This is a genomic window from Nesterenkonia sp. AY15, from assembly GCF_022565855.1.
GTDB lineage: Bacteria > Actinomycetota > Actinomycetes > Actinomycetales > Micrococcaceae > Nesterenkonia.
The window spans coordinates 332,001-353,851 of record NZ_JAJOYV010000002.1 but is presented as its reverse complement, the minus strand read 5'-3'; the positions used below and the strand labels follow the sequence as shown (position 1 = coordinate 353,851).

The window sequence follows — 21,851 nt, the reverse complement described above, 5'->3', positions numbered from 1 at the left end:
CATAGCGTGGGGGAAACGCCCGGTCCCATCCCGAACCCGGAAGCTAAGGCCCACTGCGCCGATGGTACTGCACACTGGAGTGTGTGGGAGAGTAGGTCGCCGCCGGACACTATTTGGTAGAGAGGGTTCAAGCCCGGTCCCCTTCGGGGGACCGGGCTTGACCTGTATCCAGGGATGTTTCAGCTGTTTTGCTCGGTGGACACGTTCCTGGCTAAGATGAAGCTCTGTGTGCTGGAAGCCGATGGTTTCCAGAGTGCAGGACTACGGGGTGTGGCGCAGCTTGGTAGCGCGCGTCGTTCGGGACGACGAGGTCGCAGGTTCAAATCCTGTCACCCCGACCATGTCGGCTGAGGGCCGTTGACCTACAGAGATGTAGGAGCAGCGGCCCTTCTTGCTGTCTGATTCCCCTCTGATGGCGGGCCACGAGATGTTGCCCGGCCAGCCGAAGTTCGGCAGCTCAGACCTCCGTCAGGTGTCGATCGCCTCATCCCAGGTCGAGCCCGAGTCGTGGCCGGTGATCGGAGGGTCGACCTGCGGCCCTTGGCCGCTGTTCCACGCGTGGTTAGCCTATTCATATGGAGGCTCGACGAGGCGTCGCCACCTACCTGTTGGTGAGTTTCGGGTGGACGTGGTTGCTATGGATCGGGGGGTGGTGGCTCGGGGATGTCCGTGCGGCACCGGTCACCCCGCAGATGACGCTCGTCGATGTCTGGGCCATGATCGGTGCGGTCGGATTCCTTCCGCAGCTCCTCTTCGCTCTGGGCGTCTTCGGACCGCTGCTCGGTTATCTGGCAGTCGGCCGGTACCGGCCCTTCTGGGGGCGGCCGACTCCTGAGACCGTCTTCCTGGCGACGGCCGTACCCGTCGTCACAGCAGTGCCTGCGTTCGTGGTCACCATGGCTTCGGGCATTGCTGTGGCGGATGTCTCCGCGAGCGCCGCGGTTGGGGCTGTCGGCGTCTATTTCGTCTCCAACCTCCTGACCAGCGGGACCGAGGAGTTCGGCTGGCGTGGGTTCCTGCATCCCGTGCTCCGGGAGCACGACGCCACCTTCTGGGGCGCCGCCTGGAAGGGCGGCCTCGTCTGGGCCGTGTGGCACTACCCGCTGATGGTGATGCTGTACTGGCAGCTTGGGCCGGTCATGGTCCTCACCATCGGCGGGTTCACCGCGAGCATCGTCGCAATGGCATGGATCACAGCGTTGGTCTATGAGCGCAGCAACTCCCTCGCCCTCGCCGCGCTCCTGCATGGTCTGAACAACACGGCCGGGTTCGCCCTGGTGCTGTTGTTTCCGGGGACTCCGTTCACCGTAGTGAGTGCCGTGATGGCGTGGGTCGTCGTCGCAGTGCTGGAGCGACGCTATCGAGTCGATGCGCAGCCGTCCTCCCAGGGTGGATCACCGTCCAGCGCGTAGGCCCAGCACAGCCCCAGCCCCTGACCCGATCCGAGCGCGCGTCGGTGTTCCGGTCTTGACCTGACTGGCTCTGTCCCAGGCCAAAGACCGGTGGCCAACTCTTCCGTCACGGTAGACAATGGGTGTCAGGCCGGTCCGGCCATGAGCCGCTGGCCTGCCCGCCCGGCTTCCTGATCGCGGAGGGGTCCGTTGACGTTGGCCCTAGGTGGTCGAGAGCCGAGAACTTCATACGCATGTGCCGATGCGGCTCGGGCACAGAACAACAGGAGGTCGATATGTCATCGAATGCCAGGACCTTGCTCAAGTGCAAGGAGGTGCTGACTCGTGCTGAGCTGGCAGACTTCCTGAACGTCCTCGCAGACCAGATCCGGGAAGGGGATATCGACCTGTCTCTCGATGGTCAGCGGGTGCGCATCCGAGCGGAAGAACAGATAGGCCTTTCCGTCGAGGTCAAAGACACGCCTAAGTCAGGCCACGTCAAGCGGGAGCTGGAGCTGGAGATGTGGTGGTCCCTCGCTGAGCGCCAGGAATCTCCTTCGTCCGGTGGCCAGGATTCCAGCGACTAGCGCTCGGTGCCCCAGCACCACGGCATCCGGCGCAGCTCAGGCGGCCCGACATGGACTCCTCGGTAAGCGTGCCCATGAGTCCCAAGCTGACTACGTCTCCGGGGCTGGCGCCGCATGGCAGGTGCGACGCGTTCCGGCAGATCTCAGACCCCAACTGACCGCTGGTCGAGAATCAGTATGGCGGTCTTCCAGAAGCAGATCTCCATCGGGAAGGGGTCCCGCCTCGGTGTTCAGAGTCTGTCCATCACCGCGATATATCCTGTACTGATACTCAGCAGCATGAGCAGGAGGTCGTCATCGGCTCTGAACTCTCGCGCGGCGAACATCAGGGCACCGACGCCCAGCGCCGTACGCATCTCGCCCTTCCCCTGCTTGCCTTCCTGCTCGGGTTCGGTCTCATGCTGCTCATCATGCTCCCCAACCTCTGGGCGATCCTGGCCGGAACCGTGGTAGGCGGTGCGGCCGCCGCAGGGACATATGGCGCCGTCGTCGGCCGTGCGCAGAGCCGTCTGCGCCGATCCGTGCGGCTCAATGATGACCAGCAGCGGCTGCAGGACGAACTGGCCGCGATCAGCGCCACGGTGCGCAGCCGGTCAGCGCAGCTGCCGCCCTCGACCCAGGGTCAGCTGCGAATGATGGTGGTCGGGCTTGAGGAGATCGTGGAGCGCTGGGACGCCTTGTCCCGGTACCCGGCTCACCAGGATGCCGTGAATCGGACCATCCACCGGCACCTTCCGCGCACCCTGGAGCTGTTCCTGGCCCTGCCCGACAACGAGAAGCCGCGCCACGCGGCGGAGTTCAAGGCGCAGATCGGTCTGCTGGCCGAGGGAGTGGCCAAGACCCGCGACACCCTGGTGTCCAAGAACCTGCAGGCGCTGCAGACCAACCGATGGCTCATCGAAGAGTCCATGACGGACCCCGATGAGAAGCTCTTCCGCGACAGCGGCCTGTAGGTGCGTCGGTGACGACCCAATGCCCGTCTCGAGTCTGCGACTCTTCGCCCCTGATTCCGTGAGGAGCTATCACCCTTGGCACTCTCCCTGGAGCTGATCACCAGGACGGCGCGATCGTTGCTGATCCAGTACGGCCTCCAGGACGTGTCCATGCGTCGCCTGGCCAAGGAGCTCGACGTCGCCCCGGGCGCCCTCTACTATCACGTGCCCAGCAAACAAGAGCTGCTGCGCACGGTGGCCCACGAGATCCTGACGCCGCTGCGCACCGAGTCCGGTGACGCCTTGCAGCTCATGCTGCGGTTCCGGGAACTCGTGCTGCCGCTGCGCGACGTGGGCGATCTGCTGCTGCTGGCCTACGCGCTCGATGTCAGCCTGCCGCCGGCCCAGCTGCTGCCTGAACGGCTCGTCACGGCGGGATGGCCGCGGGACGAGGCGAGGGACACGACCGCTGTGGTGATGCGTTTCGCGCTGGGGGCGGTGGCCACCGAGCAGAACCAGGCTCTGCTTGAACGCCCCGCCACCGCCACCGCCACTGCAACCGCCGCCGGCCAGGCCCCGGACGCACCGCAGGCCATGGAGGCAGAACGTATCTACCTCCATGGCCTGCAGAGACTGCTGATCAGACCAGTCTGATCAGACCGAACCGATCAGGGCATCAGCTCGTAGGCCGGCAGGGTGAGGAAGTCGATGTACTCCTCGTCCAGGACCAGGGCGCGCACGATGCCGGCTGCGGGCTCGAAGTACTTGGAGAAGGTGTCCGCGTCGGTGATCTCCCCACGCAGGCGCTCCACCTCTTCATCGAGCAGCCGTGTGACCAGGTCGGGGGTCACCTTCACCCCGGTATCGGCAGTGATCGTGCCGTTGTGGATCTGCTGCCAGACCTGGGAGCGGGAGATCTCGGCCGTCGCGGCGTCCTCCATCAGGTTGTGGATCGCCACGGCACCGTTGCCGGAGAGCCAGATGGCGGTGTAGTAGACCGCGACGTAGAGGTTCATCCGCACCCCGGCCTCGGTGACGTCACCCTCCGCGGCGGCGACGTCGAGCAGGTCCGCCGCCGAGACGTCCACGTCGTCGCGCTGGCGGGCCAGCTGGTTCGGCTGGTCTTTCAGCACCGCGTCGAACTCGTCACGGCAGAGGTCCACCAGATCGGGGTGGGCGACCCAGGAGCCGTCGAAACCGTCAGCGGCCTCACGGGACTTGTCGTCGCGGACCTTCTCGATGGCCTTGGCGGTGACCTCGGGTTCGCGCCGGTTCGGGATGAAGGCTGCCATCCCGCCCATGGCGAAGGCGCCGCGCTTGTGGCAGGTCTTCACCAGCAGCTCGGTATAGGCCCGCATGAAGGGCTGCGTCATGGACACCTGCGCGCGATCCGGGAGGACGAACTTCTCGCCCGAGGCGCGGAAGTACTTGATCATCGAGAACAGGTAGTCCCAGCGTCCGGCATTGAGCCCGGAGGCGTGATCACGCAGCTCATAGAGGATCTCATCCATGTGGAACGCGGCGGGCAGCGTCTCGATGAGGACCGTGGCGCGGATGGTGCCATGGGGGATGCCGAGCTTCTCCTCGGCGAAGCTGAAGACCTCATCCCAGAGCCGGGCTTCCTTATAGTGCTCCAGCTTCGGCAGGTAGTAGAAGGGGCCGCGGCCCTGTTCGGTGAGGGTCTTCGCGTTGTGGAAGAAGTGCAGTCCGAAGTCCACCAGGGCGCCGATGGCAGGCGTGCCGTCGAGCTGGAGGTGCTTCTCCGGCAGGTGCCAGCCGCGCGGCCGCACGACCACGGTCGGCAGTGTGATGTCATCGCGCAGGCTGTACTGTTTGCCCTCCGGCGAGGTGAACTCGAGGGTTCCTGATGCGGCGCCGGCGAGGTTGCGCTGAGCGTCGATCACGTTGAACCAGTTCGGTGCCAGCGCATCTTCAAGGCAGGCCAGCCAGACCTTGGCGCCGGAGTTCAGCGCGTTGATGGCCATCTTGGCAGGGGCTGGCGGACCCGTGATCTCCACCCGGCGATCCTGCAGCGCGGCCGGGTGCTCGGCGACGCTCCAGTCCGATTCGCGCACCTGTGCGGTCTCGGCCGGGAAGTCCACGGTGCCGGAGCTCGCCGCCTGGGCCTGCGCGGTGCGCCGGTCCTCGAGGAGCTCGTTGCGGGTTCCTGCGAACCGGGTGTGGAGCTCTTCGAGAAACGCCAGGGCCTCATCGGTGAGGATCGCCTCGGTGCCCGGGACCTCGTAGGGGGCGTGGATGGTGATGCTCATGCGCTGCTCCTTTGCAGGGATGAAAAAACTGTGTCGCCGAAAAACAGCGACGCGGGTGCTCTCGCTCACACCATTCTTGGCATAGAGTTCGCATCATGGAAGCCAATGTCCGCAATGCGGACTCTCAGCGGGTGCAGGTCGTGGAGCGCGCCTTCAATCTGCTCAATGTGCTGGCCGGCCTGGGCGGGTCCGCGACGGCCGGGGAGCTGAAGGCCGCCACGGGTCTCGCCGGGCCCACGGTGCACCGGCTCCTGCACACGCTGATGGGTGTGGGGGTGGTCCATCAGCTCAGCGACAGGCGCTACGCGCTGGGTGCGAACCTGGTGCCGCTGGGGGAGTCCGCCACCCGGCAGCTCGGCGGACCCGCTGTGCCGCAGATGCAGGCACTGGTGTCGGAGCTCGGTGAGAGCGTGAATCTGGCGGCCATGGAATCGGAGATGATCGTCTACATCGGGCAGGTCCCCTCGCCGCACACGATGCGGATGTTCACCGAGGTGGGGCGCCGAGCGCACCTGCACTCCACCGGAGTGGGCAAGGCGCTGCTGGCCGGGATGGACCCGGTGCGGGTGCGCGAGATCCTCGCCGCCACCGGCATGCCTTCGCTGACCGAGAAGACGCTGACCCGCCCGCATGCGCTGCTGGAGCAGCTGCCGCGGATCGCCGCCCAGGGCTACGCCCTCGACGACGAGGAGCAGGAGATGGGAGTGCGCTGCCTCGCCGTCGTCGTCCCACACGGACCCTCACCCATGGGACTCTCCGTCTCCGGGCCCACCGGACGGATGCACGACAGCTTCGTCCGGCACGCGGTGCCGCTGATGCGCCGCACCGCGGTGGAGATCGGCCGCCGGATGAGCCGGCTCAGCCCTCGCCACGGTTGAGCCGGTCCAGCTGATCGATCACGTCCCCGGGAGGATTGATCATCAGCGTGGCCTCGTCGCGCAGGCCTTTGAGCTCCTCGTCGATGAAGGAGGGAAGTGCCTGGTCCAGGCTGATATCGCGGTGCTCCCGCTCGGAGAGCCGCCAGCGGTGATCGATGAGCTGGTGCATGATCTCGGCCGGCTCCAGCTTGTTGCGCAGCTCCTTGGGGATCTGGGAGATCATCGGTTCGAAGACCTGCTGGGTCCACATGTGGGCCGCCACCGCCTCGTCCCCATGCGGGTCGGTCTGGGCCCGGTAGGCGTCGATCGCGCCGAGAAGCCGCCGGGCCTGGTTCTCCTGGACGTCGAGTCCGGTCAGGTTCATCAGTCGCCGCTGGTGGTGGCCGGGGTCGACCACCTTCGGGCGGAGCAGGAGCTTGGAATCCTCACGCATGGTGCGGATGTCATACTCCTCGACGTCGAAGCCCAGCTCGTTGAGCCTCCGGATCCGCTCCTCGATGAGCCACTGCTGGTCCGGGTTGAAGGCGGTGTCACCGGTGAGCTCCTGCCACAGTCCGCGGTAGGCGTCGATGAACTGGTGCGAGGTGGCGATCGGATCCACGTCCTCGTCCACCATGCCGCCCTCCATCAGGTCCATGAGCTCCCCGGCGATGTTCACCTGGGCCACGTCGAGGTCGTGCTCGCGCTGACCGGTGGAGAGCTTCGGGTGGATCTCACCGGTCTCGGCGTCGACCAGGTAGGCGGCGAAGGCGCCGGCGTCGCGCCGGAAGAGCGTGTTGGACAGGGAGACGTCGCCCCAGTAGAAGCCGATCAGGTGCAGCTCCACCATCAGCAGCGCCTGCGCGTGGATCAGCCGCCGCAGCGTCTCCTTGCGCATCATCTGGTTGAACACCGCACGGTAGGGCAGGGAGAAGCGCAGGTGCCGGGTGACCAGGGCGGGAGAGAGCTCTTCGCCCTCCGGGGTGGTGCGGCCGGTGACCTCGGCCACGGGCTTCACGCAGGGGGCCCCGAGCTTGCCCAGCTGACGCAGCATCCGGTACTCGTGCCGTGCGGCCCGCTCAGAGGTCTCCTTGACCGCGATCACCGATCCACCCAGGTAGGCGAAGCGCACGATGTGTCGGGAGATGCCGCGCGGCAGGGCGGCGATGATGTCCTCGGGCCACTCCTCCAGCGGCAGATGCCAGGGAAGGTCCAGCAGCTCCTGAGGAATGGTTCCTGAGGCGGTGAGTCCGAGACCGGGGATGGTCATCATGGGCAGTCCTTAGGGTGTCGGGCGGGTGTCCGAGCGGGAGGTGCTGCGTCGCTGCGCGATGAGGCGCAGCACCGCGGCGAGATCTCTCGGCTCGGCGATCCGGTGGCCGGCCGCGGTCTCGCCGTCGCCCACCTTGATGCCGATGTCTTCGCCGTCGAGGACCGCGAAGCCGTGTTCATCGGTGACATCGTCACCGGCGAAGAGGACCGCGTCAGGGGCGGTGTGCTCCCGCAGCTCGGTGATCCCTTCACCCTTGGTGGCCAGGACGACGACGGACTCCAGCACCTTCTTGCCGTTCTTCAGGTAGGCGCCGTCGACCAGCGACAACGCTGCCCGGCCGTGTTCGAGGACCCGTTCACCCAGTTCATCTCCTGCCACCTTGCGCACGTGCAGGGCGGCACCGGCGGGCTTGTGCTCCACCCAGGCGCCCTCGGCGTCGGCGGCCACCTCCTCGAGGGTGGAGATGATCTGTTCGCGGGCCATCGTCTCGGTGGTGTTCAGCTCCAGTCCTGGGGCATCCTCGCCGAGGTCCTTCTCCGCGCCGTGGGAGCCGATCAGCAGCGCGCCGTGGGGCGGCTTGGCCAGCTCGCGCAGCGACTCCAGCGACCGCCCGGAGACGTAGGCGATGTCCACGCCCTCCATCTCTGCCAGGGCTGCGATGGCCGCGGCGTTCTCCGGGACCGGCCGTGCGGCGGCGGCGTGGGAGACCAGCTCGGCCACGCATCCGTCGAAGTCCAGGGCGATGAGGATCTTGGGGAGATCGGCGAATCGCTCCAGGGCGATGCTCAGCGACTGCTCCATGTTCAGCGACGCCTCCATGCTCAGTCCTTCACGATCGCGGAGCCGGTGAGCTCGCCCAGACGGTCCAGGAAGTCAGTCGCCCAGCGCCGCACGTCGTGGTGGACCACCTGGCGGCGCAGATTCTCCATCCGTGCGCTGGCGTCGTCGCTGTCCATGGTGGTCGCGCGCAGGATGGCGGCCTTGAGCTCCTCGACGTCATGGGGGTTGATCAGCAGCGCCTGGCGCAGCTGATCGGCGGCGCCGGTGAACTCCGAGAGCACCAGCACGCCGTCGTCGCCGCGCCGTGCCGCCACATATTCCTTCGCCACCAGGTTCATCCCGTCGCGCAGCGCGGTCACCAGCATCACGTCGGCGGCCATGTAGAGCGCCACCATCTCCTCGACCGGGTAGGAGTGGTGGAGGTAGCGGATGGCCGGGTGGGAGAGCGTGTCGAACTCGCCGCTGATCCGGCCCACGGTCTGTTCGATCTCCTCCTTGAGCAGGCGGTAGCTCTCCACCCCCTCACGGGAGGGGCTCGCCACCTGGACCATGCAGACCTGGCCCACGGTCAGCGACCCGTTCTGCAGCAGCTCTTCGTAGGCCTTCATCCGGTGCCGGATGCCCTTGGTGTAGTCCAGTCGATCCACCCCGAGCAGCACGGTCTCCGGGTTGCCCAGCTCCTCGCGGATCTCCTGGGAGCGAGCGATGATGTCCTCGCGCTTGGCCAGCGCGGTGATGGTCGCGGTGTCGATGGAGATCGGGAACTCCTTGGCCTCCACCAGGCGGGCGACCCCCGCCGGCGGGGCCGAGTTCACCCGCACCGCGGTGCCACGGTCAGCATCGGCGTTGAATCCGACCAGCGGGGAGCCATGATCCGGGGCGTTGGTCTGCAGCGGCACGTGGATCGTCGCGTCCTCCACGTAGTAGCCCATCCGGTTGTGCACCGCGCGGCGGAAGTTCGAGGCGTCGGAGGCGCGCTGGAAGCCGATCAGGTCCGCCCCGAGCAGTCCGCGCAGCACCGAGTGGCGCCAGGGCAGCTGTGCGAAGAGCCCCGGGGGAGGGAACGGGATGTGGTTGAAGAAGCCGATGGTCAGATCGGGGCGCAGGTCGCGCAGCATCGCGGGCACCAGCTGCAGCTGGTAGTCCTGGACCCAGACGGTGGCCTTGTGGGCGGCAACCTCGGCGGTGTGCTCGGCGAAGCGCTGGTTGACCCGGCGGTAGGCCTCGAACCAGTGCCGGTGGAAATCCGGACGAGCGATCACGTCGTGGTAGAGCGGCCAGAGCGTGCCGTTGGAGAATCCTTCGTAATAATCTTCGATGTCATCGCCGGTCAGCGGCACCGGAACCAGATGCATGTCGCCGTGGTCGAAGGGCTCCAGGACGTCGTCGGCAGCGCCGTGCCAACCGACCCAGGCGCCTTCTGAGCTCTCCATCAGGGGGGCCAGGGCAGTGACCAGGCCACCGGGGGAGCGCTCCCAGCCGGTGGTCCCATCCTCGTTCGTGACGTGATTGACGGCCAGACGGTTGGCCACCACCACGAAGTCATAGCCGTTGCCGTTCTCGATATTCTCTGGCACGAGACACACCTTTCATGCGTAGCTGCAGACACCCCCTGGCGACAGCGGAGCCATCGTCATGAGCCTATACCCTGGTATCCGGCCTGAGCCTGACCCTGTATCTTGAGCACTGCCGGATCCCGATCACGGCACGATCACGACATCAGCCACACACCGATCACTGTCCAGGCACGCCGGGACAGTCATGATCCACATCAGTCACCGGAGAAGACCATGGCTCGCAGCTCAGAATCCCCTCGCAGCGCCAATGCGCGCGAACAGGCCCGCAAGATGCAGCAGGAGCAGGAGCGTAAGCAGAAGCTCACCTCGGTGCTGCTGCGCGTAGGCGTCGTCGTGGTGGCGCTCGCCGTCGTCGTGGGACTGACCATCTTCGTGCTCAACCGTGATGACTCCGGGGCGGCGCCCAGCGAGGGCCCGGCCCCCGCGGCCGCCAACGAGCAGGGCGGATTCGTGCTGAGCTCCTCCACCGAGCTCGCCGAGGGCGACGACCTCGGCCAGATCGACGCATCCAACGTCGAGGACCCCGATTCCGAGCTGCCTCCCGGGGTTGCTGAGCGTGAAGCCGGCGAAGCTCCGCACATCATCATCTACACCGACGCCTACTGCATCCACTGCGCCAACTTCGAAGCCGAGCACTCGGCGCAGATGGGCGAGTGGCTCGACGAGGGTCTGGTCACCGTGGAGTACCGCTCGGTCGCCTACCTCTCCTCCTCCACGAACTACCCCGCTCGTGCGGCCAACGCCTTCGCCTGCATGGCGGAGGAGTCCCCGGAGAGCTACTCCGAGTACCTCGGAGCGGTCACCGCCAACCGGGTCAACAACGATGAGATGTCCAACGACCAGCTCACCCAGCTGGCCGACGAGACCTTCGGCGCTGACATCGGTGAATGCATCGAGGACGGCACCTACCGCGCCTTCGCCAGCTACACCACCCGCCACGCCCAGGCCGCCGGCATCGAAGGCACCCCGAGCGTGTACGTGGACGAAGTCTCCTGGGCCGACTCCGAGCGTCCGTTCCGCGAACTGGTCGATGAGCACATCGAGGAATACCAGTCCGAAAGCTGATGTTGAGGAACTGATACCATCAGTGACTGGCGCCCTGCATGGCAGGGCGCTGCGCCTCCTTAGCTCAGCTGGTAGAGCAGCTGTCTTGTAAACAGCAGGTCGTCGGTTCGAACCCGGCAGGGGGCTCTTTCAACCCCAGAGTGGTATCACCCCAGTGGTGACCCGCTCTGGGGTTCTTTAGTGTTCTATGGAGGATCCGTGCCCGCTTCACCGAATCATGTCCCATCGCAGGTGAAGGCTCCAGGTGCGGCTCCCACACCTCCGCACGACGACGGCCGGCTGCCCTCGGCCGACAAGCTCACCATCGGTGCGCTGCTGGTCTCCACCTTCGTGATGATCCTCAACGAGACCCTGATGAACGTCGCGCTGCAGCCGCTCATGGAAGAGTTCCAGGTCACCGAGCCGACGATCCAGTGGCTCACCACGGCGTTCATGCTGACCCTGGCCACCGTGATTCCGATCACCGGATTCCTGATGCAGCGCTACAGCCTGCGTGCGGTCTTCACCGCCGCGATGGGCCTCTTCATCCTCGGCACCGCGCTCGCGGCCGCCGCCCCGGGCTTCGAGGTTCTGCTGGCGGGCCGGGTGGTCCAGGCCAGCGGCACCGCGATCATGCTGCCGCTGATGATGACCACCGTGCTCACCCTGGTGCCGCTGCGCCGCCGCGGCGTGGTCATGGGCAACATCTCGATCGTGATCTCGGTGGCTCCGGCGACCGGCCCGGCGCTCTCGGGTCTGATCCTGCATCTCGCCGACTGGCGCTGGCTCTTCCTGGTGATCCTGCCCATCGCGGTGATCGCGCTGTTCCTGGGCCGGCCGCGGCTGAACAAGGACCCCGGCACGGCGGGCAAGCGGCTCTCCATCCCCTCGCTGCTGCTCGCAGTCCCCGGCTTCGGCGGCGTGGTCTACGGGATCAGCCAGATCGGCGGCGGACACGGCACCCAGGAGGTCTCCGCGGACGCGGCTCCGAGCGTGGACCCGCTGGCCATCGTGGTCCTCGTGGTCGGCGTGCTCTGCCTGATCTCCTTCGCGCTGCTCCAGGTGAAGCTGCAGAAGACCGACTCAGCCCTGCTGAACCTGAAGCCCTTCGCCTTCACCATGTACACCCGTGCCCTGGGCATGATGCTGCTGATGATGATCGCGCTCTTCGGCGCGCTGATCCTGCTGCCGCTGTTCCTGCAGACCATCCGCGGACTGGACACGCTGCAGACCGGTCTGATCATGCTTCCGGGCGGTCTGCTGATGGCGCTGATGGCGCCCTTCGTGGGGCGCCTCTACGACCGGGTCGGACCGAAGCCGCTGGTGATCCCGGGTGCCTCGATCCTGATCGTCGCGCTGTTCTGCATGAGTCTGCTGTCCCCGACCACCCCGGTGGCCATGGTGCTGGGTCTGCACCTGCTGCTCTCCTCCGGCCTGGCGCTGCTGTTCACCCCGGCCTTCACCACGGCGCTGAACCCGCTGCCCAAGGCGCTGTACTCCCACGGCACCGCCGCGCTGAACACGCTGCAGCAGCTGGCCGCCGCGATCGGCACGGCCGCACTGGTGGCCGCCGTCGGCCTGGGCACCGCCGCCGCGGTGAACTCCGGGATGAACCCCGACGACGCCGCGGTCGAGGGCTTCCGCGTGGCCTTCCGGCTCGCTGCGGTGCTGAGCATCGGCACGCTGATCCTCGCCACGACCCTGCGGGCGACCCCCGCGGCCGAGGGTCAGGGCTCCGAGGCTGGCGATGTTGAGGCGGCCGGCACCGGCGCTGCGGACAGCGAAGCTGCCGACACCGACGACACCGGCATCGAGGATCGCGCACAGGCAGGGTCCAGCACCCAGGCCTGAGCCCTCCCCGTTCCTGGCGTCCCAGGGCCACGACGAGCCCCCTTCCGGCCTGCACCTGCAGGCGGGAGGGGGGCTCGCCGCGTCTCCCGCCCCGAGGCGGCCGCGTGGCGCGCCCGGGTCACCCCAGGGCGCGGATCCCGGCAGCCGCTGCCGCCCCGACCAGCACCACCAGGATGAACGGGGCGCGCAGCAGCAGCGCCACGGCGGCGGCCAGCAGCGCTCCGAGCCGGGCGTCGATGGTCACCGACTGCTCGGCGGAGAAGGTGTTCATCGCCACCAGAGCGGCGAGCAGCCCGATGGTGAGCATCGCCGAGACCCGCCCCACGGCGGGATGCTTCAGCCAGCTCTGCGGCACCAGATAGCCCAGCAGCTTGGTGGCGTACACGGCGGCGCAGGCCGCCAGGACCCAGAACCACAGGCTCATGCGCGGACCCCCTTCGACGCCAGTCCCCACACCACGGCGACGACGGCGGCGGCCAGCACCGGGACCCCGGGTGCCAGCAGCGGCATCGTGACCGTGGTGACCAGGGCCGCCAGCACCGCCAGCGCCCAGGCGTCCAGGGACTTCAGCCGCGGCCACAGCAGGCCGAGGAAGGCGGCGACCACGGCACCGTCGAGCCCCAGCGCCTCGGGCTCGGCGATCACATCACCGAGCAGCGCGCCGAGCACGGTGGCGAGGTTCCAGAAGAGATAGCAGGCGATGCCCGCGCCCCAGAAGCCGCGACGCTGCTCCACCGGATCCGGGGCGGACATCGCCACCGCCGCGGACTCATCGATGGTCACCTGGGCCGCAGCCAGCCGCTTGAATCCCCGCGGATTCAGCAGCGCCTTCATCTGCACCGCATAGATCGTGTTGCGCCCGCTGAGCAGCGTGGCCGCGCCCAGCGCCGCCGCCCCGGTGCCGCCCGAGGCCAGAATGCCGATGAAGGCGAACTGGGAGGCGCCGCTGAAGAGCAGCGCGGAGAGCGCCACGGTCTGCCACAGCGTCATTCCCGCCGCCGTGGAGAGCGCCCCGAAGGAGACGCCGTAGAGCGAGATCGCGGCGGCGATGGACAGCCCGGTCCGCAGCGCGGGGGAGCGGCGCAGCGGGACGGGCGGGGAGGTGCTCACAGGCGGATAAGGGGCTGACACGCCACACAGTCTAAGGAATAGTGCAGGCGCGCAGACGTTGTGAGGAGAGAACCGTCCGGAGCACGCACACCCGGCGGACCCCGATTCGAGCAGGCACCCCCTGATCGCGAAGGAGCATCCCATGGCTGAATCTCAGCGCGTCGTCATCATCGGCGGCCACGGCAAGATCGCACTGCTGGCAGCACCGAAGCTGGTCGCCGCCGGCTTCACCGTCGAATCCCTGATCCGGGATCCCGACCAGGCCCAGGACATCACCGACGCAGGCGCCACGCCGCGGGTCCTCGACATCGAGTCCGCCAGCTCCACAGAGCTGGGGCAGGCGTTCGCCGGCGCGCACGCCGTCGTCTTCGCCGCCGGTGCCGGCGGCGGGAACCCAGCCCGGACCAAGGCCGTGGACCATGAGGCCGCGGTGCGCAGCATGGATGCCGCCGCCGAGGCGGGCGTCTCCCGCTACGTGATGGTCTCCTACGCCCGCAGCGAGACCGACATCAACACGGTGGACCCGACGAGCTCGTTCTACCCCTACGCGCTGGCCAAGCACCAGGCCGACAGGCACCTGCGCGGCACCAGCCTGGACTACACCATCCTGGGTCCCGGCTCGCTGACCCTGGAGCCGGCCAGCGCGAAGATCACGGTGCTCGATCCGGCCACCGCGGGCGAGACCATGTCCGCCGAGGGCGCCTCCGTGGACACCTCCCGGGAGAACGTCGCCGAAGTCATCACCGAGACCCTGCGCAGCGGCTCCGCGGTGCGCGCCACGGTGAACTTCCTCGACGGCGAGACCCCCATCCCGGAGGCGCTGGCGTCGGTTTCGTCCTGAGTCTGAACAGGTGGTAACCTTCTGAGGCACGTGAACGCGGGATTCCGCGCGCAGGTGCCTCAGGATCTGTAGCTCAGTTGGTTAGAGCGCTCGCCTCACACGCGAGAGGTCGATGGTTCGAGTCCATTCAGATCCACTTTCTTCGCCTGTACTCCAGGCACCATCATTCACACACCCCTCAAGGCCCCGGCATCTGCCAGGGTCCTTTTGTGGTTATGTTGCTTGCGAGGAGGGTTCGTGGCACTCGAACACGTTGAACGGCATCCCACGGGAGGCTACGTCGCCGAGGCGATCGACCCCGTGCGCACCGAGCCCAACGCCGACGTCACCAACATCCCGGTGGTCCACTCCACCCAGGAGATCCTCGACGAGACCCCCACCGGGTTCGTCCAGACGCTGCGCAGCTCCTTCGCCTCCTCCTGGCACGCCTCCGCCGAAGCCGAGGCCGCGCTGGAGTGGGAGGAATACGACGCCGAGGCGGTGGCACGTGCCGCGGAGCAGCACGAGAACGAAGCGGCCCGGCACGAATACGTCGCGGACCCCAGTTTCGAGCAGTCCTACACCACCCCGCACGGCGCGACAGCGCCCACGGACCACTACGCCTTCCCCGTCACCGGGGACTGGCACCAGACCGATGCGCTGGGCCCGCAGATCCCGACCGGCCCGCAGGAGACGACGACCTCCTGGGCCCAGCGCGGCGAGCATGCGCAGGGACCGGACTCCTCGGGTCTGATCAACCTGCCGCACGGCGCGCCGGGCGCACCGCTGCGGCAATCACCGGTGAGCCAATCTCCGCGCCGCCCCGCCGTGCCGCGGCCCTCCTGGTTCAAGTCCCGGCTGGGCGGCTCGGCTCGCCGCGACCCCGACTTCGACCCCGGGGTCTTCGACCGCAGGCCCCGCTCACCCCAGGTGCTGCGACGCATCATGCAGGCTGAGCGCGCGGCGACCGGCACCGTGCCGATCATCGACCGGCTCGCCGGCACCCCGTTCGAGAACCCGTACCAGGCCGAAGCGCACGTCGAGACCGACGAGCTGGCCACGATCGCCTTCGTGCTGGACCTCGGCGAGGCCCTGTTCCGCTACGGAGCCGGCGCGCTCGAGGTCGAGACCTCGATCATCGCCGTCACCGCGGCGTTCGGCATGAAGAACACCGACGCCGACATCACCAACCAGTCGATCAGCCTCAACTGGGCGCCTGACGGAAAGATCCCCTACTCCCGGGTGCGGGTGGTGCGGTCATGGTCGAACAACTTCCGAGCGCTCGCCTCGGTGCACCAGCTGGTCACCGACATCATCGCCGGTCGCCTCACCCGCGGCGACGCCGAGGAGCGGCTTCGCGAGATCATCCGCGAGCCCAAGCCCTACCCGCGCTGGATGGTGACGATCTGCGGGGCGATCTTCGCCAGCTTCTTCGCGGCGTTCCTCGGGGCTCCGCTGCTGGACGCCTCGCTCGGCTTCGCCGCAACCATCCTCGTGCTCTGGACCGTCCGGCTGCTGGCCACCCGGCGAGTCCCGGAGTTCTTCTGCCTGGCCGCCGGCGGGTTCGTCGCGACCTCCTTCGCCATGGGGGCCTTCGCGATGGACATGCCGATCCGTCCCTCCATGGTGGTGGCCGGCGGGCTGATGATCCTGCTGCCCTCCGCGCGGATCGTCTCGGCCATCCAGGACGGGATCAACGGATTCCCGATCACCGCGGCCGGTCGTCTGATGTCCACCATGATCGCCTTCGCCGGCATGACCGCCGGGATCATGGCCGCCGTGACGATCGCGAATCTGCTCGGCGCCCCGGAGGTCGAGGTGGCGGTGGGTCTGACTCGGATGTATCACCCCACCGTGCTGGTGGCGCTGGTGTTCTTGGCGGCGATGGCCGCCGCCGTCGTCGAACAGGCGAGCTGGCGGATGCTGCTGCCCATCGGTGCGGTCTCCGCGCTGGGATTCTGCGCCTTCTACGCCGCAGAGATCATCGGCCTGGGCGAACGCGTCACCCCGGTCTTCGGCGCCGTGGTGGTCGGGGCGCTGGGCCGGGTCCTCGCCCTGCGCATGGGGTCGCCTCAGCTGGTCGTGGCCGTGCCCGCGATGATGTTCATGCTCCCCGGGCTGATGGTCTTCCGCGGGATGTATCAGATCGCCATCGAATCCACGACCGTCCACATGATGGACGGGCTCACCGAGCTGTTCAACGCGCTGATCATCATCATGGCGATCGCCTCCGGGATCGTGCTCGGCGACGTGCTGATGAGACCGTTCACCGCAGGACTGCAGTCCCACGAACGATCGCGCACCCGACGCCGCTGACCGACCCGCGCTCGCGGACCTCGCGGCGCTGCTCGGTGCTGCTCGGTGCTGCTCGGCGCTGCTCGGTGCTGCGCCGGGGTCAGCCGTCGGGGTTCAGTCGCCAGTCCACCGGGTCTTCGCCGAGCCGGCGCAGCGCCTCATTCGCCTGTGAGAACGGTCGGGAGCCGAAGAACCCGCGTCGCGCTGAGAGCGGTGAGGGATGGGGGCTGGTGATGACCGCGGTGTGCTCGCCGGAATCGAGCACCGGCGCCAGCTTGCGCGCGTCGGCGCCCCAGAGGATCGAGACCAGGGGAGTGCCCCGATCCACCAGCGCGCGCAGCGCCGCCTCGGTGATCTGCTCCCAGCCGATGCCGCGATGCGAGGCCGGTGAACCCGCGCTGACCGTGAGCACCCGGTTGAGCATCAGCACCCCCTGCCGGGCCCATGCGGTGAGATCGCCGTGGGGACTCTTCGGGATCCCGAGGTCCGATTCGAGCTCGGTGAAGATGTTCCCGAGGCTGCGGGGCAGCGGACGCACCGCGGGGTCCACCGCGAAGGACATGCCGATGGCATGTCCCGGGGTCGGGTAGGGGTCCTGACCCAGAATCAGCACCTTCACCGCGTCGAAGGGCTGACGGAAGCCGCGCAGCACCAGCTCTGGGGAAGGCAGCACCTGCTCCCCGGCGTCACGGCGGCGGGCCAGCTCCTCGAGGACGGTCTCGAAGTGGGCGGACTCGCCGGCCAGGGCACGTTGCCAGCCCGTTTCCAGCGGAGCGATCAGTTCAGTCTCAGGTGTCATCGCCTCCACCATAGACAGCTCAGCCGATTGAACACACCGTCGAGCCCACGAGGGCCGATATTCCTGCAATGCGCGCTGCCCAGCCGTAGGATGACGGTGAGATGATCACTGAACAGCAGAAGAAGATGCTCGACCTGGAGCGCCAGTGGTGGAAGTACGCGGGCGCGAAGGACGAGGCCATCACCGATGCGCTCCAGATGTCAGCCGTGGCGTACTACCAGGCGCTGAATCTGCTGATCGACACGGAGGCGGCGCTGGCCCACGACCCGATGCTGGTGAAACGCCTGCGCCGGCAGCGGGATGCCCGGCACCGCGCCCGCGCGACCCGCCGCTGACGCAAGGTCGAGATCAGCAGCACCGAGCATCGCCCCCGCACTTTGAGGACAGGACCTATGAGCCAGCACCCGCACGACGAGTTCGACGACGTCCCCCCGTATCAGACCGGGGAGGCCGGCAAGCATCGGGCTCCAGGCGCAGCCGGAACGGGCGGGGCCGGTGGCAGCGGCCTGCGCTGGATCGGGCTCTTGGCTGGATTCGTGCTGCTCGTCGGGGCCTTCGCCTACTTCATCGTGCCGATGCTCTCCGACTCGGACCCGGACAGCACCGCCGAGGATCAGGATGCGGCGGTGTCCGAATCCGAGGACGACGCCGAGGATGACGCCGAGGCCGATGACGGCGCCGAGGGCGATGCGGACCAGACGGAGGAGCCCGCCGGGCCACAGCCGGCCAGCGACACCGAGACCCCGGTCCAGGTGGCCAACTACCAGGGCGCCGAGGGTGGCGCGACGGCGATGGGCGCCGAGCTCGAGGAGCTCGACTACAACGTGGTCTGGCAGGGCGACTGGGGCTTCGAGGAACGCGCCGAGACTCCGGCCGTGGTCTACCCAGCAGGCTCCGGAGACGCAGAGCAGGCCATCGCCGAGGAGCTTGCCGAGAGCTTCGGGGTCGACACCGTCGAAGTGCACGACCAGGCCAGCTTCGTCACCCTGATCATCGGGGACGAGTACGAGGGCTGAGCCCGCTCAGAGACCGTGCTCCGAAGGGGTGGTGCTCGCTCGTCCCGGCCTCCCAGGTCAGGCGAAGGCGGAGACTCCGGTCAGCTCACGACCGGCGATCAGCAGGTTGATGCCATGGGAGCCCTCGTAGGTATAGATCGCCTCGATGTCTCCTGCGATCTTGGCTGCTTCGTGATCGCTCAGTATGCCGTTCCCACCGAAGATCTCCCGCGCGGCGGCGGCGGACTCTCGTGCCAGCCGGGTCAGCGTCGCCTTGCCCAGGGACGCGTGCATCATGGTCAGCTCGCGGTCACTCTGCAGCCGGGTGAGCTCGGCCATGAAGGAGGTCGAGACCGCGAGGTTTCCGGCGACCTTGGCCAGAGCGGCCTGGACGAGCTGGAAAGAGGCCAAGGGTGCACCGAACTGGTCGCGCCTCTTCGCATAGTCCCGTGCGATGTCCAGCAGGGCCTGCTGGGCGCCGACGGCCTGCCACCCCACCCATGCCCGTGAGCTTCGCAGTCCGGTGTTCGTGGCGGTGAACGAGGTCGCCCCTGGCAGCAGGGCGTCCTGCGGCAGGGTGACATCAAGTTCGATGTCGGCGTTCGGCATGATGCGCAGTCCGGTCTTGTGGGTGATCTTTCGGGCCTGGTATCCCGCACACGATGTGGGCACCAGAAAGCCTTTGACCTGCCCGTCAGCGGTGTCTCGCGCCCACACCAGGGCGACGTCGGCCACCGTGCCCATGCCGATCCAACGCTTGGACCCCTGGATGCGCCACTGTCCGCCGCGCAGAGTCGCCGACGTGGCCAGTCCGCCGGCCACGTCGGAGCCGTGCTCAGGCTCGGTGAGGCAGAAGGCGCCGAAGGCCCGCAGCCGGCGCAGGGCCGGAAGCCATTCCTCACGCTGACGCTCCGAGCCCAGGGCTTGGATCATGCCGACGATGAGCTCATTGTGGATGCCGATGACCGCAGAGATCGAGACGTCGGCGCGTGCCAGCGCGGTGTGGGCAAGGCCGCGGAGCAGCGGTGAGGAACCGTCGAGGTGCAGTTCGCCGAGTCCGATGCTGCCCAGCCCTGCAAGCATGTCGAGCGGAAGGCGATCGTCGTTCCACGGTTCGAGGGACTGGCGTCGAATGTTGCGCTGCGCGTACTCGTCGATGACGGTCAGCCGGTCACGTTCTGCCGGACCGAGGTGGCGGGCCAGGTGCATCAGATCAGGGTCTTCGGAAATGGGGTCTGCGGCAGCGTGGGCGTCCTGCTTGGTCATCGAGGTCTCCTTGTCATCCGGCGGATCCGGGGCTGGGTGGGCGGGCCGCCATGTCACTGCACGTAAAACTGCATCTTTACCAACTATATGACTTCCAAGTATATTCTAGAGTGACCAAAATCACACAGACCTCGAGGAGGAGCGCCATGACAGTGACCGAAGAGTTTCGCGCAGCTCGGGACCAGCTCGTCGGTGCGCAGCAGGACTGGGAGCGCGCGCGCCGGGATTTCCGCTGGCCTCGGTTCACGCATTTCAACTTCGGCTTCGACTGGTTCGATCAGGTGGCGAAGAGCCCCGAACGATCGGGTCAGGACGCGCTGGTGATCATGGAAGAAGATGGGTCTCGGCTCACCCGCACCTTCGCGCAGCTGCGCGAAGACTCCAATCGAGTGGCCAACTGGCTGACCAGCATCGGGGTGAGGCGAGGCGACCGCATCATCCTGATCCTCGGCAACCAGGTCGAGCTGTGGGAGACGATGCTCGGCGCGATCAAGCTCGGTGCTGTGCTGATCCCCACCACGACTCAGATGGGCCCACACGACCTGCAGGACCGAGTCGGTCGGGCCGAAGCGAGCTGGATCGTCGGAGATTCCGAGACGCTGCGGAAGTTCACGCAGGTCGAGGGTGACTATGCGCTCATCCACGTGCCCGGCGTGTACGCCGATCGGCAGGCAGCGGTGCGGCCTGAGGTGTCGGGCCGCACCGTCCACTCGTACCAGGAGGCCTACGCGGCCTCACCGGAGTTGGAGCAGGTCGTGCCGACTGCCGCTGATGAGACGATGCTGCTGTACTTCACCTCCGGCACGACGTCGAAGCCGAAGCTGGTCGAGCATACGCACACCTCGTACCCGGTGGGGCACCTCTCAACCCTGTACTGGATCGGGCTCGAGCCCGGCGATGTGCATCTGAACGTCTCTTCGCCGGGCTGGGCCAAGCACGCGTGGTCGAACTTCTTCGCGCCGTGGATCGCGGAGGCGACCATCTTCCTGTACAACTTCAGCAAGTTCGACGCCGCGGCGCTGATGCGGTCCATGGACGACGCCGGGGTCACGAGCTTCTGCGCCCCGCCCACGGTCTGGCGGATGCTCATCAAGGCGGACCTCGCGCAGCTGAAGAATCCACCGCGCGTCACGGTCTCGGCCGGAGAGCCGTTGAACCCGGAGGTCATCGAACAGGTCCAGCGGGCGTGGGGGTGCACGATCCGCGATGGCTTCGGACAGACCGAGTCCTCGCTGCAGATCGCCAACACTCCGGGCCGGCGGGTGAAGTTCGGCGCCATGGGTGTCCCGCTGCCGGGATTCGACGTCGCCCTGATCGACCCGGTGTCGGGTGAGGAGGCCGAGGAGGGGGAGATCTGTCTCGCCCTCGACCCGAGGCCGGTCGGTCTGATGAAGGGCTATTACGGCGCGGAGGAGAAGAACGCCGAGGTCTTCCGCGATGGCTACTACCACACGGGGGACATCGCCTCCCGTGACGGCAACGGCGTCATCACCTACGTGGGACGGGCCGATGACGTCTTCAAGTCCAGCGACTACAAGGTCTCACCGTTCGAGTTGGAATCCGTGCTCATCGAGCACCCTGCCGTGGTGGAAGCCGCGATCGTGCCCGCACCGGATGAGCTGCGGCTGGCGGTTCCCAAGGCGTACGTGACGCTGGCCTCCGGGTGGGAGCCGAACGAGGCCACCGCGGCGGAGATCCTCCAGTTCGCGCTGAACAAGCTGGCGCCCTATAAACGGATCCGGCGCATCGAGTTCGCGGAGCTTCCAAAGACGATCTCGGGGAAGATCCGGCGGGTCCAGCTGCGCCAGGCAGAGGAGCGGCGCGCCGAAGCCAGTGAGGGACTGGAGGGATTCGGGGTGGAGTACCGAGAAGCCGATCTGGGACTGAGGCGCCCATGACGCTGCCCGCCTGAGCCAGAGCCGGGGCCACGGTGAGGCCTCAGCCCTCGGCGCAGGTCCGACATCAGATGATTCCCAGATAAACTCCGGTCCATCCCCACAATGG

20 protein-coding genes, 3 tRNA genes and 1 rRNA gene are annotated in these 21,851 nt (G+C 67.4%); 16 read left to right on the top strand and 8 right to left on the bottom strand.

The window, feature by feature from the left end; all coding sequences use genetic code 11:
• The 6 genes from rrf to LSI54_RS05510 form a co-directional block, all read left to right on the top strand.
• Window positions 1-108, top strand: a 5S ribosomal RNA gene (rrf, locus tag LSI54_RS05535); the annotation flags it as partial.
• 156 nt (window positions 109-264) lie between these two features.
• A tRNA-Pro gene (locus tag LSI54_RS05530) sits at window positions 265-341 on the top strand.
• A 234-nt stretch (window positions 342-575) separates the two neighbouring features.
• Complete coding sequence (locus LSI54_RS05525; protein ID WP_241470658.1) at window positions 576-1,412, top strand: CPBP family glutamic-type intramembrane protease; 837 nt, start codon at window positions 576-578, stop codon at window positions 1,410-1,412.
• A gap of 275 nt (window positions 1,413-1,687) precedes the next feature.
• Window positions 1,688-1,978, top strand: a complete 291-nt coding sequence (locus tag LSI54_RS05520; protein ID WP_241470657.1) for an amphi-Trp domain-containing protein — start codon at window positions 1,688-1,690, stop codon at window positions 1,976-1,978.
• Between the two features lie 410 nt (window positions 1,979-2,388).
• On the top strand, window positions 2,389-2,931 hold the full coding sequence (locus tag LSI54_RS05515; RefSeq protein ID WP_241477879.1) for a hypothetical protein: 543 nt from the start codon (window positions 2,389-2,391) through the stop codon (window positions 2,929-2,931).
• Between the two features lie 75 nt (window positions 2,932-3,006).
• Complete coding sequence (locus LSI54_RS05510) at window positions 3,007-3,564, top strand: TetR/AcrR family transcriptional regulator (RefSeq protein WP_241477878.1); 558 nt, start codon at window positions 3,007-3,009, stop codon at window positions 3,562-3,564.
• Between the two features lie 14 nt (window positions 3,565-3,578).
• Here LSI54_RS05510 and aceB read toward each other — a convergent pair whose 3' ends face one another.
• On the bottom strand, window positions 3,579-5,180 hold the full coding sequence (gene aceB, locus LSI54_RS05505) for a malate synthase A (protein ID WP_241465548.1): 1,602 nt from the start codon (window positions 5,178-5,180) through the stop codon (window positions 3,579-3,581).
• A 95-nt stretch (window positions 5,181-5,275) separates the two neighbouring features.
• Between aceB and LSI54_RS05500 the strand changes: the two genes are divergently transcribed.
• Window positions 5,276-6,058: an IclR family transcriptional regulator gene (locus tag LSI54_RS05500; protein ID WP_241465547.1), complete on the top strand. Its 783-nt coding sequence runs from the start codon at window positions 5,276-5,278 to the stop codon at window positions 6,056-6,058.
• Here the strand turns inward: LSI54_RS05500 and LSI54_RS05495 are convergent.
• From LSI54_RS05495 to LSI54_RS05485, 3 genes are read right to left on the bottom strand one after another with little or no spacing between them, the layout of a single operon-like run.
• Window positions 6,039-7,310, bottom strand: a complete 1,272-nt coding sequence (locus LSI54_RS05495; protein WP_241465546.1) for a DUF4032 domain-containing protein — start codon at window positions 7,308-7,310, stop codon at window positions 6,039-6,041. The two genes, LSI54_RS05500 and LSI54_RS05495, sit on opposite strands and share 20 nt — an antisense overlap.
• 9 nt (window positions 7,311-7,319) lie before the next feature.
• A complete protein-coding gene (gene otsB / locus LSI54_RS05490; protein WP_241465545.1) occupies window positions 7,320-8,129 on the bottom strand; it encodes a trehalose-phosphatase in 810 nt (269 codons plus the stop codon).
• 2 nt (window positions 8,130-8,131) lie between these two features.
• Window positions 8,132-9,667 (bottom strand): alpha,alpha-trehalose-phosphate synthase (UDP-forming), encoded by a 1,536-nt coding sequence (locus LSI54_RS05485; protein ID WP_241465544.1) that lies wholly within the window; start codon window positions 9,665-9,667, stop codon window positions 8,132-8,134.
• Between the two features lie 213 nt (window positions 9,668-9,880).
• Here LSI54_RS05485 and LSI54_RS05480 point away from each other — a divergent pair, with 213 nt between their 5' ends.
• The 3 genes from LSI54_RS05480 to LSI54_RS05470 all read left to right on the top strand — a co-directional run bounded on the left by LSI54_RS05480 (window position 9,881) and on the right by LSI54_RS05470 (window position 12,562).
• Window positions 9,881-10,732, top strand: coding sequence for a DsbA family protein (locus tag LSI54_RS05480; protein WP_241465543.1), 852 nt, complete (start codon window positions 9,881-9,883; stop codon window positions 10,730-10,732).
• 53 nt (window positions 10,733-10,785) lie between these two features.
• A tRNA-Thr gene (locus LSI54_RS05475) sits at window positions 10,786-10,858 on the top strand.
• A 72-nt stretch (window positions 10,859-10,930) separates the two neighbouring features.
• Complete coding sequence (locus LSI54_RS05470) at window positions 10,931-12,562, top strand: MDR family MFS transporter (protein WP_241470653.1); 1,632 nt, start codon at window positions 10,931-10,933, stop codon at window positions 12,560-12,562.
• A 118-nt stretch (window positions 12,563-12,680) separates the two neighbouring features.
• Here LSI54_RS05470 and LSI54_RS05465 read toward each other — a convergent pair whose 3' ends face one another.
• Together LSI54_RS05465 and LSI54_RS05460 are read right to left on the bottom strand one after the other, a co-directional pair.
• Complete coding sequence (locus LSI54_RS05465; RefSeq protein ID WP_241465541.1) at window positions 12,681-12,986, bottom strand: AzlD domain-containing protein; 306 nt, start codon at window positions 12,984-12,986, stop codon at window positions 12,681-12,683.
• Window positions 12,983-13,672, bottom strand: a complete 690-nt coding sequence (locus tag LSI54_RS05460; RefSeq protein WP_241477876.1) for an AzlC family ABC transporter permease — start codon at window positions 13,670-13,672, stop codon at window positions 12,983-12,985. The genes LSI54_RS05465 and LSI54_RS05460 overlap by 4 nt, the downstream gene beginning before the upstream one ends.
• Before the next feature lie 142 nt (window positions 13,673-13,814).
• On the opposite strand from LSI54_RS05460, the gene LSI54_RS05455 reads away from it, so the two are divergent.
• From LSI54_RS05455 to LSI54_RS05445, 3 genes are all read left to right on the top strand, one after another.
• On the top strand, window positions 13,815-14,513 hold the full coding sequence (locus LSI54_RS05455; RefSeq protein WP_241470652.1) for an NAD(P)H-binding protein: 699 nt from the start codon (window positions 13,815-13,817) through the stop codon (window positions 14,511-14,513).
• A gap of 62 nt (window positions 14,514-14,575) precedes the next feature.
• A tRNA-Val gene (locus tag LSI54_RS05450) sits at window positions 14,576-14,649 on the top strand.
• A 101-nt stretch (window positions 14,650-14,750) separates the two neighbouring features.
• On the top strand, window positions 14,751-16,808 hold the full coding sequence (locus LSI54_RS05445) for a threonine/serine ThrE exporter family protein (protein WP_241465538.1): 2,058 nt from the start codon (window positions 14,751-14,753) through the stop codon (window positions 16,806-16,808).
• A gap of 79 nt (window positions 16,809-16,887) precedes the next feature.
• On the opposite strand, the gene LSI54_RS05440 is transcribed toward LSI54_RS05445, so the two are convergent.
• On the bottom strand, window positions 16,888-17,586 hold the full coding sequence (locus tag LSI54_RS05440; RefSeq protein ID WP_241470651.1) for a uracil-DNA glycosylase: 699 nt from the start codon (window positions 17,584-17,586) through the stop codon (window positions 16,888-16,890).
• Window positions 17,587-17,687: 101 nt separating this feature from the next.
• On the opposite strand from LSI54_RS05440, the gene LSI54_RS05435 reads away from it, so the two are divergent.
• Both LSI54_RS05435 and LSI54_RS05430 read left to right on the top strand, forming a co-directional pair.
• Window positions 17,688-17,921: a DUF3263 domain-containing protein gene (locus LSI54_RS05435; protein WP_241465536.1), complete on the top strand. Its 234-nt coding sequence runs from the start codon at window positions 17,688-17,690 to the stop codon at window positions 17,919-17,921.
• A gap of 57 nt (window positions 17,922-17,978) precedes the next feature.
• Window positions 17,979-18,602: a LytR C-terminal domain-containing protein gene (locus LSI54_RS05430; RefSeq protein WP_241470650.1), complete on the top strand. Its 624-nt coding sequence runs from the start codon at window positions 17,979-17,981 to the stop codon at window positions 18,600-18,602.
• Between the two features lie 57 nt (window positions 18,603-18,659).
• Here the strand turns inward: LSI54_RS05430 and LSI54_RS05425 are convergent, their stop codons facing one another.
• Window positions 18,660-19,847, bottom strand: a complete 1,188-nt coding sequence (locus LSI54_RS05425; protein ID WP_241470649.1) for an acyl-CoA dehydrogenase family protein — start codon at window positions 19,845-19,847, stop codon at window positions 18,660-18,662.
• 146 nt (window positions 19,848-19,993) lie between these two features.
• Here LSI54_RS05425 and LSI54_RS05420 point away from each other — a divergent pair, with 146 nt between their 5' ends.
• The gene (locus LSI54_RS05420) at window positions 19,994-21,745 is read left to right on the top strand and encodes an AMP-binding protein (RefSeq protein WP_241470648.1); all 1,752 of its coding nucleotides are present in this window, start codon (window positions 19,994-19,996) and stop codon (window positions 21,743-21,745) included.
• Window positions 21,746-21,851 lie beyond the last annotated feature (106 nt).

Bases quoted from the DNA above. Each gene is read 5' to 3' on its own strand.
- LSI54_RS05525 (WP_241470658.1), top strand. From the start codon at position 576: ATGGAGGCTCGACGAGGCGTCGCCACCTACCTGTTGGTGAGTTTCGGG.
- LSI54_RS05520 (WP_241470657.1), top strand. From the start codon at position 1,688: ATGTCATCGAATGCCAGGACCTTGCTCAAGTGCAAGGAGGTGCTGACT.
- LSI54_RS05515 (WP_241477879.1), top strand. From the start codon at position 2,389: ATGCTCCCCAACCTCTGGGCGATCCTGGCCGGAACCGTGGTAGGCGGT.
- aceB (WP_241465548.1), bottom strand. From the start codon at position 5,180: ATGAGCATCACCATCCACGCCCCCTACGAGGTCCCGGGCACCGAGGCG.
- LSI54_RS05500 (WP_241465547.1), top strand. From the start codon at position 5,276: ATGGAAGCCAATGTCCGCAATGCGGACTCTCAGCGGGTGCAGGTCGTG.
- LSI54_RS05495 (WP_241465546.1), bottom strand. From the start codon at position 7,310: ATGATGACCATCCCCGGTCTCGGACTCACCGCCTCAGGAACCATTCCT.
- otsB (WP_241465545.1), bottom strand. From the start codon at position 8,129: ATGGAGGCGTCGCTGAACATGGAGCAGTCGCTGAGCATCGCCCTGGAG.
- LSI54_RS05480 (WP_241465543.1), top strand. From the start codon at position 9,881: ATGGCTCGCAGCTCAGAATCCCCTCGCAGCGCCAATGCGCGCGAACAG.
- LSI54_RS05465 (WP_241465541.1), bottom strand. From the start codon at position 12,986: ATGAGCCTGTGGTTCTGGGTCCTGGCGGCCTGCGCCGCCGTGTACGCC.
- LSI54_RS05455 (WP_241470652.1), top strand. From the start codon at position 13,815: ATGGCTGAATCTCAGCGCGTCGTCATCATCGGCGGCCACGGCAAGATC.
- LSI54_RS05440 (WP_241470651.1), bottom strand. From the start codon at position 17,586: ATGACACCTGAGACTGAACTGATCGCTCCGCTGGAAACGGGCTGGCAA.
- LSI54_RS05435 (WP_241465536.1), top strand. From the start codon at position 17,688: ATGATCACTGAACAGCAGAAGAAGATGCTCGACCTGGAGCGCCAGTGG.
- LSI54_RS05430 (WP_241470650.1), top strand. From the start codon at position 17,979: ATGAGCCAGCACCCGCACGACGAGTTCGACGACGTCCCCCCGTATCAG.
- LSI54_RS05425 (WP_241470649.1), bottom strand. From the start codon at position 19,847: ATGACCAAGCAGGACGCCCACGCTGCCGCAGACCCCATTTCCGAAGAC.
- LSI54_RS05420 (WP_241470648.1), top strand. From the start codon at position 19,994: ATGACAGTGACCGAAGAGTTTCGCGCAGCTCGGGACCAGCTCGTCGGT.